This is a genomic window from uncultured Campylobacter sp. (genome assembly GCF_937996225.1).
In the GTDB taxonomy this organism is placed as follows: Bacteria; Campylobacterota; Campylobacteria; order Campylobacterales; family Campylobacteraceae; genus Campylobacter_B.
This window is the reverse complement of sequence record NZ_CALKTC010000041.1, coordinates 1-16,024: the sequence shown is the minus strand read 5'-3', so window position 1 is coordinate 16,024 and position 16,024 is coordinate 1. Positions and strand designations below refer to the sequence as shown.

Annotated in this window: 15 protein-coding genes and 2 CRISPR repeat arrays; of the genes, 12 read left to right on the top strand and 3 right to left on the bottom strand. The window is 46.5% G+C overall.

Annotated features, from left to right (window positions below; all coding sequences use genetic code 11):
* Window positions 1–46 precede the first annotated feature (46 nt).
* Window positions 47–1,984: direct repeats of the CRISPR family, unit length 30 nt; unit sequence GTAGAATTCCATCCCGTTGGGAATTGAAAC.
* 638 nt (window positions 1,985–2,622) lie between these two features.
* From Q0174_RS05175 to ppk2, 3 genes are all read right to left on the bottom strand, one after another.
* Window positions 2,623–2,757, bottom strand: a complete 135-nt coding sequence (locus tag Q0174_RS05175) for a hypothetical protein (RefSeq protein WP_298042069.1) — start codon at window positions 2,755–2,757, stop codon at window positions 2,623–2,625.
* 1 nt (window position 2,758) lies between these two features.
* Window positions 2,759–3,004 carry a helix-turn-helix transcriptional regulator gene (locus tag Q0174_RS05170; RefSeq protein ID WP_040303199.1) on the bottom strand — a complete coding sequence of 82 codons (246 nt, stop codon included), beginning with the start codon at window positions 3,002–3,004 and terminating at the stop codon, window positions 2,759–2,761.
* Between the two features lie 292 nt (window positions 3,005–3,296).
* Window positions 3,297–4,573: direct repeats of the CRISPR family, unit length 30 nt; unit sequence GTTTCAATTCCCAACGGGATGGAATTCTAC.
* Window positions 4,574–4,689: 116 nt separating this feature from the next.
* The gene (ppk2, locus tag Q0174_RS05165; RefSeq protein ID WP_297881392.1) at window positions 4,690–5,592 is read right to left on the bottom strand and encodes a polyphosphate kinase 2; all 903 of its coding nucleotides are present in this window, start codon (window positions 5,590–5,592) and stop codon (window positions 4,690–4,692) included.
* A gap of 108 nt (window positions 5,593–5,700) precedes the next feature.
* Here ppk2 and dsbD point away from each other — a divergent pair, with 108 nt between their 5' ends.
* The 12 genes from dsbD to mrdA all read left to right on the top strand — a co-directional run bounded on the left by dsbD (window position 5,701) and on the right by mrdA (window position 15,637).
* Entirely contained in the window at window positions 5,701–7,674 is a 1,974-nt protein-coding gene (gene dsbD, locus Q0174_RS05160; RefSeq protein WP_298042068.1) for a protein-disulfide reductase DsbD, read from the top strand.
* 48 nt (window positions 7,675–7,722) lie between these two features.
* Entirely contained in the window at window positions 7,723–8,301 is a 579-nt protein-coding gene (gene hisB, locus Q0174_RS05155; RefSeq protein WP_298042067.1) for an imidazoleglycerol-phosphate dehydratase HisB, read from the top strand.
* A gap of 244 nt (window positions 8,302–8,545) precedes the next feature.
* Window positions 8,546–8,770 (top strand): hypothetical protein, encoded by a 225-nt coding sequence (locus tag Q0174_RS05150; protein WP_298042066.1) that lies wholly within the window; start codon window positions 8,546–8,548, stop codon window positions 8,768–8,770.
* 8 nt (window positions 8,771–8,778) lie between these two features.
* Window positions 8,779–8,916, top strand: a complete 138-nt coding sequence (locus tag Q0174_RS05145; protein ID WP_298042065.1) for a hypothetical protein — start codon at window positions 8,779–8,781, stop codon at window positions 8,914–8,916.
* A gap of 1 nt (window position 8,917) precedes the next feature.
* On the top strand, window positions 8,918–9,865 hold the full coding sequence (locus tag Q0174_RS05140) for a substrate-binding domain-containing protein (RefSeq protein WP_298042064.1): 948 nt from the start codon (window positions 8,918–8,920) through the stop codon (window positions 9,863–9,865).
* 86 nt (window positions 9,866–9,951) lie between these two features.
* Complete coding sequence (locus tag Q0174_RS05135) at window positions 9,952–10,437, top strand: HAD-IIIA family hydrolase (protein ID WP_298042063.1); 486 nt, start codon at window positions 9,952–9,954, stop codon at window positions 10,435–10,437.
* 67 nt (window positions 10,438–10,504) lie between these two features.
* Window positions 10,505–11,038, top strand: a complete 534-nt coding sequence (lptC, locus tag Q0174_RS05130; protein WP_298042062.1) for an LPS export ABC transporter periplasmic protein LptC — start codon at window positions 10,505–10,507, stop codon at window positions 11,036–11,038.
* Window positions 11,002–11,517 (top strand): lipopolysaccharide transport periplasmic protein LptA, encoded by a 516-nt coding sequence (lptA, locus tag Q0174_RS05125; protein ID WP_298042061.1) that lies wholly within the window; start codon window positions 11,002–11,004, stop codon window positions 11,515–11,517. The genes lptC and lptA overlap by 37 nt, the downstream gene beginning before the upstream one ends.
* Window positions 11,514–12,413 carry a GTP-binding protein gene (locus tag Q0174_RS05120; RefSeq protein WP_298042059.1) on the top strand — a complete coding sequence of 300 codons (900 nt, stop codon included), beginning with the start codon at window positions 11,514–11,516 and terminating at the stop codon, window positions 12,411–12,413. The genes lptA and Q0174_RS05120 overlap by 4 nt, the downstream gene beginning before the upstream one ends.
* A gap of 112 nt (window positions 12,414–12,525) precedes the next feature.
* Window positions 12,526–13,365 (top strand): GNAT family N-acetyltransferase, encoded by an 840-nt coding sequence (locus tag Q0174_RS05110; protein WP_366112559.1) that lies wholly within the window; start codon window positions 12,526–12,528, stop codon window positions 13,363–13,365.
* Entirely contained in the window at window positions 13,332–13,820 is a 489-nt protein-coding gene (locus Q0174_RS05105; protein WP_298042058.1) for a hypothetical protein, read from the top strand. Before Q0174_RS05110 ends, Q0174_RS05105 begins: the two co-directional genes overlap by 34 nt.
* Window positions 13,817–15,637: a penicillin-binding protein 2 gene (gene mrdA, locus Q0174_RS05100; protein ID WP_298042056.1), complete on the top strand. Its 1,821-nt coding sequence runs from the start codon at window positions 13,817–13,819 to the stop codon at window positions 15,635–15,637. Before Q0174_RS05105 ends, mrdA begins: the two co-directional genes overlap by 4 nt.
* Window positions 15,638–16,024 lie beyond the last annotated feature (387 nt).

Below are 16,024 nucleotides of genomic sequence, written 5' to 3'. Positions count from 1 at the left end.
TATTGAAACGTATATTGACAATGCTCGACAATACCATCAACTACGCGTAGAATTCCATCCCGTTGGGAATTGAAACTGCTATGCTTGAAAATGAAATGGTTGAACGAGGCTTGTAGAATTCCATCCCGTTGGGAATTGAAACCCGCGATTGCTATCGTTGCCGCTATCGGTTTGGCGTAGAATTCCATCCCGTTGGGAATTGAAACTTTTTATACGAATAAGGGTTCTCGTGTTTCTATATCTCGTAGAATTCCATCCCGTTGGGAATTGAAACCATCTATTTTAATAATGGAAATAAGGTTGAGGGCGTCGTAGAATTCCATCCCGTTGGGAATTGAAACTCGGTTAGCAGAAACTCGCCAAAAATTTCATCGAGTAGAATTCCATCCCGTTGGGAATTGAAACTTTCTATGATCTATACAATTTGGTTGTGAATTTTCGTAGAATTCCATCCCGTTGGGAATTGAAACAAAAACCTAAGAAAGCTGATAAATACACTATCTGCGTAGAATTCCATCCCGTTGGGAATTGAAACAATCGATAAAGTCATACATAACAAAACCCTGAAATTGTAGAATTCCATCCCGTTGGGAATTGAAACATCCGCTTGAAACCTATAGCAAAGAGCTTCAGGATCGTAGAATTCCATCCCGTTGGGAATTGAAACCTGATTTTCTCTACGTTGTCAGTAATGAATTTGTCCATGTAGAATTCCATCCCGTTGGGAATTGAAACTCTTTTAATTTTTCTCTCGGCATTTGTCCTCTTCAGTAGAATTCCATCCCGTTGGGAATTGAAACTCGACGTTAAATTTTTCGGGCGCATGGCGGAGGTCGCGTAGAATTCCATCCCGTTGGGAATTGAAACTGAAATTTAGCTATTACGCCGATTTGTATTTAAAAGTAGAATTCCATCCCGTTGGGAATTGAAACTATTGGGTCGAGCTTGGTTTGTCGGAAGTGGATTTGTAGAATTCCATCCCGTTGGGAATTGAAACGCAGTAGCAATACCGCTAATGGCATCTTTCCAACTCAGTAGAATTCCATCCCGTTGGGAATTGAAACTATCGTATTTATAAACGCCTGTGTTATCGGCTGAAGTAGAATTCCATCCCGTTGGGAATTGAAACATCATTCTAAAAGCCCCAATGTAGCTGTGTTTTAGTAGAATTCCATCCCGTTGGGAATTGAAACAAATTCTATCCCCGGCTTCGTATAGTATAGCTTTAAGGTAGAATTCCATCCCGTTGGGAATTGAAACAACGACTTCACAGCTGCAATATGCGGCACTACACAGTAGAATTCCATCCCGTTGGGAATTGAAACCATCGCTCCAGCGCAAGCTTAAGACCTCATTTTTACGGTAGAATTCCATCCCGTTGGGAATTGAAACAATTCTTTGGCGATTTTGCTCGGTTCTGTCTTTTGTAGAATTCCATCCCGTTGGGAATTGAAACTACGAAAGGATCACCCGTGCCAAAACAACACCCCGTGTAGAATTCCATCCCGTTGGGAATTGAAACGATCCTTTTCTTTTTGTGGGCGACGAGGATTTTCCGTAGAATTCCATCCCGTTGGGAATTGAAACTCTCTCTCATCGTTCTCTCCTTTATATAATTTTTCGTAGAATTCCATCCCGTTGGGAATTGAAACAAAATCTAAAAACCGCAGGCACCGACGAGACAATCACGGTAGAATTCCATCCCGTTGGGAATTGAAACTCATATCCATGCCGCTACCTTTTCCGCCCTCTGCGTAGAATTCCATCCCGTTGGGAATTGAAACCTCCGACAAACTCGCTAGGGGCTGCTGCGCTCCCCTAGGTAGAATTCCATCCCGTTGGGAATTGAAACGCGCTGCGCCGCCTTGATCTGCCGCATCTTGTGCTGTAGAATTCCACCCCATTGGGAATTAAAACTTCTACCACTGCATTTTATAGCGTCCCGCAGGAATGTGGAATAATTCTATCCTTTGGGAATTGAAATGCATAAATGGGCTTATTGCACGATTTGCGTAGGCGGTAGAATTCATCTTGTTGAAATCAAAACGGATCCACGCGATGCGACTTTTGCGGCAGAAATGGGTAAAATTCTCATCTCGCTATAAAATTTAAAAAGATTAGTTGTGGCTGGGATAAGATACAGCATGGGGCACTTATGCGAAATTCATTCGGTTTCAATTCACCTACTAAATATGTTAAATTTATGGGTTACGAATGAAATTCTGGAGTTACTCACAAATTAAAATTTTAACGAACTGTATATTTGCCGCAATATAAATAAATTTAAATGCAACTCATTTAATAGCAATTCAAAATATTTATAAAAATGCACGCTATGGATCTTAAAAGCTAGGTTAAAGAAGGAATTCTGCATTAATTTCAATTAAATTTACGCCATAAATTTAAGATCATGTGCCAAAGTTAGAATTTAAAATTAAATTAGATGATACCAAAGAGGCAGAAAGATAGAAAAATTTTTATAAAGCAGAATTCGGTAGCATCCTCTGAAACTGCAAAACAAAGAATATCGGCGTGCTCGTCATAAAAAGGAAAAATCATCTAAATTTAATGGATACTACCGCCTTTGCCACATAAAACATAATAATTAAATGCCTCCGCCAGTTATTTTTTAAAATTTTTAAAAAATTTCTTCAAAACCGCCTTGTAAAAGATCGCGAATTTCGACTCTTTTTTCTCATAAATCACGCGAAAGACGCCCTGTAGATCCAGCTTTTCTTGCAAAGTAATGTTTTGCACTCTACTCTCCTATAAGTTTTTTTATCTTATGCAGCACAAACGCAGCGTCGTCGCTATCGAGCTCGCACAACATCTGGCATATCGCAGTCGCAGCTTGCGGTTTGGTCGTGCCCAAGCGCCAGTCCTGATACGTCCGCATTGATACGCCTAATCTCTGCGCCATCGCGGCGTGCGAGATCTTTTTGCCGTTATTTTTGGCTTCGACGGCATTGTGCAAAATGTTGAATATATCGCTCGTTTCTAACATATGAAAATTATACAAATTTATTCGTTAATTATACATAAAATCGTATAAAATGAATAAAAATCGTGTCATTCATAAGTAAAAATAGCAAAACACTTCGTTTATCCGTGTGAATTATACAGAATACTGCATAAAATAAACATAAAATTTTATAAAATTTTGCATATTATGCCGTAAAGACGAACCGACTTGCGCAAATAGGTGTCTTATCGAGTGGCACATTAAATTTTAACCGGGATAGAATGAAATTTTACATATCGAAGCTTTCAGGATTTGATTTTTTTGATCGGTTCTGGTAGCAATTACAAACAAGATGGAATTTTACCCTTTACCCAGCTATACTTGCCGACGCAAAGAGTGCTTCAATTCCCAACGGGATGGAATTCTACAAATTTCTGGGTTCTCGTAGATGTTGCCGATGACTTGTTTCAATTCCCAACGGGATGAAATTCTACTCGGCGTTTTCTTTTTTCAGCGCCTCGACTTTAGCCTGTTTCAATTCCCAACGGGATGGAATTCTACAAAGTAGGTTGCGAGAAGTGGCACAAGCGTCAGATGAGTTTCAATTCCCAACGGGATGGAATTCTACAAGACGAACAAGATAAAGACGTAGCCCAAATAGAGCGTTTCAACTCCCAACGGGATGGAATTCTACCCCTGGATAAAAGTATGTCAAATCCTGATAGTGCGTTTCAATTCCCAACGGGATGGAATTCTACACGACAATCTACAAAACTCCATCACGAAGTTTATGGAGGAGGTTTCAATTCCCAACGGGATGGAATTCTACCAAAATAGTCTTTAAAGAACTCGCGCAAAGAGGGTTTCAATTCCCAACGGGATGGAATTCTACCAAGCCTTTACAAGCTGAAATGATGAAATTGATAGGTTTCAATTCCCAACGGGATGGAATTCTACGTGTTGTTCTTGCTTTTTTGTTCTTTTATAATTTGGTTTCAATTCCCAACGGGATGGAATTCTACTCGATACCCAAGCTCAAGCAGATACACGCCAAGAAGCGTTTCAATTCCCAACGGGATGGAATTCTACTGAGAGAAAAAGAATTCAGATCGAGCGTGTCAGGGAGGTTTCAATTCCCAACGGGATGGAATTCTACAGACATCGATATAGAGCTTACCGCCGCCTAGGGTGACAGTTTCAATTCCCAACGGGATGGAATTCTACGCTTCGACTTCTACAATGAATTCGGCGGGTGGGAGTTTCAATTCCAAACGGGATGGAATTCTACACACACGCAAAGATGAGCGCCGCAGTACCCTCCGCAGGTTTCAATTCCCAACGGGATGGAATTCTACAACGCATTGCGCCACTGCTTTTTATTTAGCGAGCGTTTCAATTCCCAACGGGATGGAATTCTACTCAAATTTACCCGAAATTTTACCGCTAGATTGAGGTTTCAATTCCCAACGGGATGGAATTCTACATAAATTCCACCACAAAACTCCGAAAACCTTACTGTTTCAATTCCCAACGGGATGGAATTATACTATATATGGTATCGGCTAGATCGTTGCGACGTTTGTTTCAATTCCCAACAGGATGGAATCTTGCTAAAGATTTTAAATGAAAAGCTGTAAAATCCAATGCGTTTCTATATATTAGGACATAAATTCCTAATGAGCAATTCCCAGCAAGCCTCCCTAGCAAGTAATCTTCATTGGCAAAATTTAGCCCTTTTTCTTATCCTTCTTGTTCTTGCGAGAGGGGCTTTCCAGCTTGCGCCAAGCCTCGCTTTTTTGGCTATCCTCCATTAGCACTATCTCCCTGGTGCCGTTTCGCACGAGGTTTGGATCCACCGCAAGCTCCTTTGCATCGATCTTTTCGGGATAGTCTATGCGTGAGAGGATGCAGCGAAAGGCGTTTAGCCGCGCGATCTTTTTGTCGTTGCTATCTAGGATCGTCCACGGCGCAAACTCGGTATTTGAAGCGAGCAGCATCGAGTATTTTGCGAGCGTGTATTGATTCCACAGCTCCTGCGATCTCGCATCCACCGGCGAAAGCTTGTATTGCTTCAGCGGATCGGTGCGGCGCGATTCGAAGCGCCTTTTTTGCTCCTCTTTGGAGACTGAGAAGTAAAATTTAAACAAAATTATCCCCGCACTTACCAAAAGCTCCTCAAATTTAGGCACTTGGCGCAGGAAATCTTTGTGCTCGGCGTGCGTGCAAAAGCCCATCACCGGCTCAACCATCGCGCGGTTGTACCAGCTGCGGTCAAATATCGTGATCTCGCCGCCGCTGGGTAGGTGCGCGACGTATCGCTGGAAGTACCACTGCGTCTTTTCGACGTTGCTCGGCTTTTCGAGCGCTACGATGCGGCATCCGCGTGGATTTAGATGCTCGGTTAAACGCTTGATCGTGCCGCCTTTGCCCGCCGCGTCGCGCCCCTCCATCAAAATCAAAATTTTTAAGCCTTTTTCTTTTACGAATTTTTGCAGCTTCAAAAGCTCGATCTGATATCTTTCAAGCAGCGTTTCGTAGTCTTTGAACGAGATTTTTTCGTACTTTGAGCTTTTAAATTCTATCTCTTTCAGTGCTATTTCGCCTGTTTCGGTTTTGATCTCTTTGCTCATATCGCCTCCTAAAAATTTTGAGGAATTTTACAAAAAAGTTCTTTATATTACACTATAAATTCATACTTATTACGTTAGAATGTAGGAAAAAATTTCAAAGGATAAAATTTGATCAGATCACTTATTTTGGCAGCGCTTTTTCTTTTAGGTTTAGGCGCCGAGCCCCTGAAACCCTCCGATGCGTTCAAGCTTAACGCGACGGCGCAAAGCGATAGCGTAACGCTAAGCTTTGATATCGCGGACGGGGTCTATCTCTATCAAAACGAGATAAAAATTTTCATTGGCGGCGCGGAGGTGACGAATTTAATAAATCTGCCCGCCGCGACCGAATACAAGGATTATAAAATTTACGAGGGCAAATTTAGCATCGCCGTGCCTTTGGGCCTCGTGCTTGCAAATGCTGCAGACAGCGATGATTTCGTGCTTAGCGGTGATTTCCTGGGCTGCACGAAATCGGGCTTTTGCTACCAGCCGCAGCAGTTCGGCTTTAGCTTCAAGCGCGTGGTGGAGGGCTATCAGATCAGTAAAATTTCAAACTCCGAGCTGAAAAGATACCGAAGCGGCGGAAATTCCGCGCAGATTTCTGCCGCAGACAGCGCACAAGGCGGGGCTGTAAATTTTAAAAGCAATACTGCAGCAGCGGGCGCAGAGACAGATTCCGTGGCAAGCTCGCACGCAGCGGGGAATTCCGCGGCAAGCTCGGCTGAAAACACTGCTGTAAATTCCGATGAATCCTCCGCTCACAAAAATCCACGCGGCGCAAATCCCATCTCCGAGCAGGACAAAATTTTAAACGTTCTTGGCGGCAAGAGCTTCATCGCGGCGATCGCGCTGTTTTTCGGCTACGGCGTGCTACTCTCGCTAAGCCCTTGCGTCTATCCGCTCATCCCGATCCTCTCGTCGATCATCGTGGCGAAAACTTCCTCGAAGCCGAGCGCGAAAAAAAGCCTCGCCGTAAGCCTCGCGTATATTTTTGGGATGGCGAGCTCGTATGCGATTTTAGGGGCTTTCGTGGCGGTTTTCGGGCAAAATTTACAGGGCCTGCTGCAAACTCCTCCCGCGCTGATCCTAACCTCGCTCATATTCGCCGCACTCGCGTTTTCTATGTTTGGATTTTACGAGATTCGCTTGCCTGCGCGCTTTCAAAGCTTCTTAAATAGCAAAAGCGAAAATGCTGGCGGCCTGATCGGAGTTTTTTCGATGGGGCTTATCTCGGCGCTCGTCGTATCGCCGTGCATCTCCGCTCCGCTTGCAGGCGCGCTCGTTTACATCGCGGGCAGCGGCGACGTTCTGCTGGGCGCGGCGGCTCTTTTTGCGCTGGGGCTCGGAAGCGGCGCGCTACTGCTTGTGGTGGGGCTCGGCGGCGCACTGCCTAGACCCGGAGCTTGGATGGAGGCGGTGCCTAAAATTTTCGGCTTTTTGCTGCTTTTTACGGCGGTATGGATTTCGCGCACGCTCATCGGCGAAAATTTAAGCCTGCTGATTTACGCGGTTTTGGGCGCGATCTTCGCAGGATTTTTAGGGCTGTTTGACGGCGGCGCGGGCGGGGTAAAGCGCGCTTTGGCCCTTGTAATCGCGCTATATTCGGCACTGCTGCTCGCGGGCTTTGCCAGCGGCGCGAAAGATTTTTCCAGACCGCTTGGTAATCTAATCCCGCAAAGCACGAGATATTCCAGCGGCGGCCCCGGCGGCGAGAACTTGCAAGTGGGCGAAATTTCTAGCGCTCAAAATTTTGGCGGCGCGCATTTTTCGTTTGTGCGCGATCTGGCGCAGCTGCAGGGCGAAATAGAAAATTCCAAAAAGCCCGTGATAGTGGACTTTTGGGCTAGCTGGTGTAAAAATTGTGAGCAGAGCGAGCGAGCGTTCGCAGATCCCGCTCTTGCGGGCGCTCTTGATAAATTTAGCCTTTTAAAGATCGATCTTAGCGAAGATAGCGAGCAAAATAGGGCGATAAAAGCGCATTTTAACGTATTCGGTCCGCCTACGATTCTGTTTTTTAAAGAGGGCGCCGAGATTGCGAACCTGCGCCAGATCGGCAGCGTAAATTCCGAAAAGCTGGCCGAAATTTTAAGCGAAATTTAGTGAAATTTAGATAGATTTCAAACAAAATTTAGTTTTAAGGATTGCGCGATGATAAGCAAAAATAGGGCTACGAAAGAGACCAAAATCGAGCTTGAGCTTGAGCTTTACGGGCGCGGCGCGGCGCAGATACAAACTGGCATCGGTTTTTTTGATCATATGCTTAGCGCGTTTGCCAAGCACGCGTGGATCGATCTGAACCTGCGCTGCGAGGGCGATTTGCAGGTCGATTTTCACCACAGCGTCGAAGACTGCGGCATAGTGCTCGGAAGCGCGATCAAAGAGGCGATCTATCCCGCGCAAAACATCGAGCGCTTCGGCGATAGCGTCGTCGTGATGGACGAAGCGGCGGTTTCTGCGGCGCTTGATTTTTCCAACCGCGCGTTTTTGGTATTTGATTGCCCGAGCCTGAAACGCGGTAAGATCGGCGAATTCGACGCAGAGCTCGTGGAGGAATTTTTCCGCGCTTTGGCTTTCAACGCAAATTTAACGCTGCATCTAAGCCAGATCCGCGGCGAAAATCTACACCACGTCGCAGAAGCCGCGTTTAAGGCGTTCGCCGTCGCATTTCGTTGCGCGATAAATATCAACGAGCGCGCCGGCGTGCCTAGCACCAAGGGCGTTTTATAGCGGCAAATGCGCGCTAAATTTAGCAAAATTAGCAATTCGCGATTTTGTAATTTTATCGACGTTTGAATTTTACTCTTGCCGCTCGCTTAAAATCCGCGAAATTCCGTCTTTGCTAGAATTGATTTGCAAAGGCGCGCCGCTTGGCTGAAATTTTAAACCAGCGGCGTGCGTATAGGCTGTCTAAAATTTTGCGCTCGCATTGCGTCGAAATATCGCTTTGCGTATTAAATTTTGAAGGTGAGATATGGATTCTTACTCGATTTTTATTTTCCTTTTGTTCGCGCTGCCGATCGTTTCGTTTATTTGGTTCGTCGTGCGTTTAGTAAAATTTATCAGATCAAAAAACGAACCCGCGCGCCGCAGAAAGGATAAAATTTTTCTGATCCTTTCTGCGCTTGTGCTTGCGTGTTCCACGGGCGCGGTGGTCGGCTTTTTATGGCTACTTGACCGCGCGCTTGCGCATATGTGAGGCATAAAATGAGCGATGAAATTTTTCAAAAAACGATCGCAGTAATAATTACGACGTGGGCGATCAGCGTTTGCGCGCTAACCGCAGCGGCGCTGTATCTGCAGAGCAAATGCTCGATCATCTCCTATATCGCAAACGGAAACTAAGATGAAGCGTGTAATTATCATCATTTTGCTAGTGCTTAGCTTGGCGGCTTTCGATTTTGCGTTTTACCGCTTCGTCGTGAAGCGATACGTAAATCAAAGCAGCGCCGAGATACAGGCTAAATCGATCGAGCTGCATAAATTTCTGCCGTTTGAGCAGGGCTCGCAGATCGTGCGCGCCAGCTCTAGCTTAAAACTTAGCGGCGATCTGCCGATAATCGACGGAGCAGCGGCTTTGTATCCCGTCTTTTCGGCGTTCGTCGCGGCAACCTATCCCAAAGAAAGCGTGGAATTTGACGGGCAAAATTTTACCGATGCTAGCAGGCTTAAATTTAGCAACACTCGCGGCGCATACAAGGCCATAAGCGACGGCGAGGCGGATCTCATTTTCGTCGCCGCACCTTCGAAGCAGCAGCTTGATTATGCGCAGGAAAAGGGCGCGCGCTTACGCTTCGTGCCGATCGGGCTGGAGGCGTTCGTCTTTATAGTAAATGCGAATAACAAAGTTTCAAGCTTAAGCTTGGATCAAGTGCGAGGAATTTATTCGGGGCAATATAGCGACTGGTCGCAGCTCGGCGGCGAGCGCATGCGAATAGATGCCGTGCAGCGAAACGCGGGCAGCGGCAGCCAGAGCGCGTTTTTGAAATTTATGGGCGAGACGCAGCCTAAGCGCAAGATCACGGGCTTTTTCGGTAGCGCGATCGGCTTTTCGTTTCGATACTACGTCGAGGGGATCGTGCAAAACGGCGGCGTGAAGATGCTTAGCCTAAACGGCGCGTATCCGAATAAAGAAAATATCGCTAGCCGTAAATATCCGCTCGTAGCTGAAATTTACGCGGTTTACGATGAAAACAATAAAAACGAAAATATCCGCATCTTGATAGATTGGATCCTTTCGCCGCAGGGGCAAAGTATCATCGAAAATAGCGGCTACGTGCCGATTAAAGGTTAAGATCGCAGCTTAAATTTATGCGCCGTTTGCCAAAAATTCAGCCAAATTTCGTTAAAATCATAAAATTTCAAAAAACGGAAAACGAAGTGATAAAGATCATATTTTTAGACGTAGACGGCTGCCTTAGCGACGGTGGGCTGTACCATTCAAACGGCGGCGAAGAGATGAAGAAATTTAACGTAAAAGACGGATTCGGCATCCAGGAATGGCAGCGGCTGGGGCTAAAGGTCGCGATCATCACCGGCAAAAGCTCGCAAATCGTCGCAAACCGCGCGCGCGAGCTAAAGATCGATACGCTCTTTCAAGGCGAAAAAGACAAGCTCTCAAGAGCGGAGCAAATTTTAAAAAATTTTAACCTAAGCTTCGATGAGGCCGCCGCGATCGGCGATGATATAAACGACGCGAAGCTTTTAAACGCAGTCGCGATCAGCTTCAAGCCCGCCGATGCGCTAAGCTCGCTAAAAGCGGACGTCACGCTAAGCAAAAACGGCGGCTGCGGCGCGGTGCGCGAGATGATCGAAATGCTCGATAAAAACGGCATGCGCGAAGAGTGGAATAGCAAATGGCTGTAGTTTCGCAAGCGCGCGTGAGAATGCCTGCGAGAGGCGAAATTCCGCGCAGATCAAAAGGGGCCGAGCGATGGTGATAAAAATTTTCTACGTCGCGATTGCGATCTTTTGCGTCGCGATGGTCTTTCTAAGCGTGCAGACGCCGTATTTTAGCGATATGTTTAGGCAGGATCTAAGCATTGCGAACATGGAGATGAAAAAGATCGTCGATTATCAGATCGGCGAGCGCGTGGATGCTAAATTTACCGCGGACGGCGGCACTCGCTACAAGGATCGCGACGAGTTTGTAAATTTTAAAGCCGAGGAGATTAGCGCGGATATGAATCACACTTTGGTTTCAAAAACCGCGACGCGCGCCGGCGAGCTGATAAAATTTAACGGCGACGCGCACTATGTAAATAGCAGAGGCTTTGACTACACGTCGCAGGAGATCATCTACGATACGAGCAGCAAGATCGTCCGCTCCGACGTGCCGTACGTCCTGCGCCAAGGCGGCGACCGTATCACGGGCGCAAGCATCAGCTACGATACTAAAACCAAACAAACAAACTCAAAAGGAATCCACGCATGGTATTTAATAAAAGATCAAAACTCCACAAACTAATACTCGCAGCCGCGCTAATTGCGGGCTCCTGCGCGACTACTCTTAGCGCCGCGCAGGAGCAGGTCGAGGTCACGGCGGATAATTTTTTCGCCGACGAGATCAAGCAGATCAGCGTCCTAACAGGCAACGTTCGCATCAAAAAGGGCGCTTACGATACGCTAAATTCCGATAAAGTGACGATCTACTTCGACGCCAAGCGCCAGCCTACCAAATACGTCGCGACGGGAAACGCAAATTTTAAAATTTTACTCAATCAAAAGCATTACGACGGCAAGGGCGGCGTACTGACCTACGATCCGACTATCGAGGCTTATACGCTTGAAAACAACGCCTATCTGCACGAGGCCGAGACCAAAAAGGAGGTTTACGGCGATAAGATCATCGTAAATCGCCAAAAGGGCACCTACGAAGTAAAAAGCGGCGGCGGCGAGAAAAAGCCCGTGCGTCTGATCTTTCAGGTCGAAGATCAAAACAAATGATCTATCCTAGCAATGCGCAGTTTATCACCTCCGCCGCAAATATCGGGGGTGCGCCCGAGTTTGCGATGAGCGAAGTGGCGTTTTTGGGGCGTTCCAACGTCGGCAAAAGCAGCCTGATAAACGCTCTAGTCGGGCGCAAAAATCTAGCCAAATCAAGCTCGACGCCGGGAAAAACGCAGCTGATAAATTTCTTTGAGGTTAAATTTAAACAAAAGCTTGCCACAGACTCGGACGGCTCGCAAAATGAAACATCGCCCGATCTAGCAAGCAAAGAGGCTTTAAGCTCGGCTGCAAATTGCGCGCAAGATCACGCGGAGGCTGCGGCGTCTGCGCAAAATTCCAAGCAGAATTCTATTTTAAATTTAAAAAGTGCCTCGGCGGATTTTAGATCGGATCGCGAGACAGATCTTGTGGCAGGTTTCGCGCCGAATTCCGCGCAAAGCTCCGAATTAAATTTTATAGGCAGATCCGCGCTAAGCTTAGCGGGCAACCCCGCCTTTTCGGATCTTGCGAGCTTGGGGGAAAATATCTCTTTGATCTTCGTGGATCTGCCGGGGTTTGGGTACGCTAAGGTTTCTAAAAAACTGCATTATATCTGGCAAAAAAATCTCGACGAGTTCATCAAGGAGCGCCTAAATATCAAGCTTTTCGTCCATCTCATCGACGCGAGGCAGTTTGATCTTGAAATAGATAAAAATTTACAAAACTATCTCGCTAGTTTTCTGCGCGGCGATCAAAAGATCGTGAGGCTCTACACCAAAGCCGACAAGCTCAACCAAAGCGAGCGCGCAAAGCTTTTGAGGCACGATCCGCAGGCGGTTTTAGTCTCTACGCTAAAGGGCGGCGGGCTGCAAAAAGCGCGCGAGATCATCGTACGCGGAGCGTTTGGATTATGAAATTTCTAAATTTAAATACGTTAAATTTAGCGACGCATAATTTCAAAATAATTAAATTCAGCGGATATAAAATGCGCCGCCAAGATCGCGCAAAGATTAGGGAAAATTTTAGATGATACGGCTAAAAAAGGCGCGCCTTTGCGACATTTCGCGTATGCAGGAGCTCGTAAAAGAGGAGGTTCAAAACGGCGTAATCTTGCCGCTTGAAAGCGATGAGATCGCTGCTAATATCCGCTCATATGTGCTGGCGTTCGGCTGCAATTTTAAGGCGGATACGAGCTTTGGTTCCAAGGAAAATTTGAGTTTTGATTCTAAAGAAAATTCCGATTTAAATTTAGTCAGGAATTTTGATTCAAATTTAACGCGCAATGTCGATTTAAATTTAATCCAAAGCTCTGCCGCAAATTTTGCCGAAAATCCTGCCAAAAATTCCGCCGAAAATGCCGCGGGCAATGTCGCGTCGCAACGAGCTACGTCTCAAAATAGCGCGCCACGAAATAGCGCAGCGCAAGCCGTATCCGGGGCGAGCCGCGCGCAAGCCGGCAAAGAGCAAATTTTACGGAGCGAGTATTCGCAAGAAGCAAGCGTTTTTCAAACCGAACGTTCGCAGCCCTGCGAATCGCAGTGCTTAAAAGAAGCCGAAATTTTAGCGGGCTTTGCTTCGCTTAAAATTTTTAACGCGGATCTTGCCGAGGTGCGCTCGCTCATCGTCGCTCCGCAGTTTCGCAGGCGAGGCATTGCCAGAGCTATCGTAAATGAGCTGCTCGGTGAAGCGAAATTTTACGGGCTAAAAAGCGTATTTACGCTCACCTATCAAAAAGAATTTTTTGAGCGTCTGGGTTTTATCGAAATCCCAAAGGACGAGCTGCCCGCGCAAAAAATTTGGGCCGATTGTATTAAATGCAAAAAGTTTCCGGTATGCAACGAAATCGCACTTATCTATACGTTATAGCTGACACGCTTTTTAGCGCGGGGGTTCTTTTCTACCTGCTTCTAAGTGCGGTGTATAGGGGGCTGCCGCCGCTGATCGGATTTTTTTTCACGGCGATGGTGGTGCAAAAATATGAAAACGACGTAAAATTTAAAAAGTTCGGCTTTACCTGGTTTTTCTCTATTTTTTATCTGTTTTGCGCCGAACAGATCCACGGATTTAACCTATTTAGCGTGGCTATCGCGTATTGTATATTTTATTTCGTGGTCTATGAAAACTCATTTAAATATATTAAATTTAGAAATTTTTTGATTTGCTTTTACGTGATGATTAGCTATGTTTTGGTCTTTGTCACGAGCAACGCGATCTCGGCGATTAAAAAGAGCGAGTATCTGCCTCTAAGCGGCGAGTATTTAAATTATATCGTGATTGAAATTTTGCTTGCTCTGCTCTTTTTTAAGGGGCGGCTGGTATGAGACTGAAGTTCGTATTCGTATTTGTGATACTATTTTTTAGCATGCTTTTGGTTAGAATTTATTATCTTTCGATCAAATCGAATGAATTCTACGAGCAGGTCGCTAAAAATAACGTCATCTCTACCGAATACATCCCGCCGGTGCGCGGTCAAATTTTAGACGCCAAAGGCCGCCCGCTTGCGATAAACAATCTCGGCTTTTCGCTATCCATCGCGCCGCATCTAAAAGACGCCGCGCTGCAAAGCGAGCTAAATAATATCTCGCGCTACTTCAAAGATCTCAACGTCACCGCGATGAGCAAGAGCTACAAGGACGCGAATTCCGCTTATAATCAAGACTTCATCGAAGTCGTGCCGTTTTTGGACTACAACGCCACGATAGAGCATTTCGCAAGCTTGAGCCTGCACGAAAATATTAAAATTTCGCCCGCTTCGCAGCGCTTCTACCCTTACGGCGCGCTTGCTTCGCACATCATCGGCTACGTCGGCCGCGCCAATAAAAAAGATATCCAAAATAACCCCCTAAGCGCGCTTACCGGATACAACGGCAGAAGCGGCGTCGAGGGGTATTATAACGAGCTTTTGCAGGGCAGCAAGGGCGAGCGCAAGACGAAGGTTACGGCGCTAAATCAGGTCGTAGAGGAGATCTCGATGCAGGAGCCCAGCAGCAGTGAAATTTCGCTTACCATCGATCTTGAGCTGCAAAAATACCTCGAGGAAATTTTTAAAGATAAAGACGGTGTAGCGATCGTGATGGATCTGCGCGACGGCGCTATCATCGCGGCGGGCAGCTTCCCCGAGTACGATCTAAACACCTTCGTAGGCGGAATTTCGCAGACGCAGTGGGATGAGCTGATAAAAGACCCGCGCCACCCTTTTACGAATAAGCTCGTAAACGGCCTCTATCCGCCCGGTTCGGTCATCAAGATGGCTGTAGGGATGAGCTTTTTAAACAGCGGCAAGATCAATGAAAATTGGAGCGTGTTTTGCAGCGGCGCGATAGAGCTAGGGGGGCGAAAATTCCGCTGCTGGAAGAGCTGGGGTCACGGCCGCGTGAGCTTAGTAGAAGCGATCAAGGGTAGCTGCGACGTGTATTTTTATGAAGGCTCGCTGCTGGTGGGGATCGACTATATGTCCGCGTATCTGCAGCGTCTGGGTTTCGGTAGCAAAACGGGCGTCGATCTACCCAATGAGTTTGTAGGCACGATGCCTAATAAGGCCTGGAAAATGCAGAAATTTAAGCGCGCGTGGTATCAGGGCGAGACGGTCAATGCCTCGATCGGCCAGGGCGATGTGCTCGTCACCCCTATGCAGGTGGCGAAAAACACCGCGCAGATCGCCTCGGGCAAGGCTATCACGCCGCATTTTTTAAAAAGCATCGACGGCAAGCCGGTGGAATTTGCCCCTACCGAGCTTTTCACGCCGAAAGAAAAGGCTCAGCTGCCCCTCGTACGGCGCGGCATGTATGAAGTCGGCAACAACCCCGACGGAGGCACCGCCTACAAGCTCATCCATACCGCAGTAGTGCCTCTGGCGGTCAAGACGGGAACCGCGCAGGTCGTGGGCATCTCGCAGACCACCAAGAAGCGAATGAAAGAGGCTGATATGGACTACTTCCACCGCTCGCACGCCTGGATGACGAGCTTCGGGCCGTACGACAAGCCGCAATACGCCGTAACCGTGCTCGTAGAACACGGCGGCGGCGGCGGAAGCGCAGCAGGACCTGTGATAATGCAAATCTACGAGAAACTCGCCCAGATGGGCTACATCGACGCCAACGCAACGACCAGCAAAGACAGCGCAAAGAAGACGAAGTAGGGTGTAATTCTAAAATTATAAAATTTTAGAATTTTGCCCGTGCTTTGTCTGCTTTAAATTTTAAAATTTATAAGCCTTCGCGGGTTTGAAATTTTAAAATTTAGCTTAGAGCATCGACACAGAATTTTAAAATTTTATGAAACTTGGAGGAGATAGAATTTTATCTCGCCTTTGCCTGTTTGAAATTTTAAAATTTAGCGCAGTGCGGGGGGCTTTGAAATTTAGAATTTTACCCGTCCTTCGCAGACTTTAAATTTTAAAATTTAGAGTAGCAAAATACCATAAAATTGAGTAGATCAAAGCGGTTTTAAATTTTAAATACATTATATATTAGCGCATACGCGGATATAAATATATCGTGGTATGATCCGAGAATTAAATTTTAAG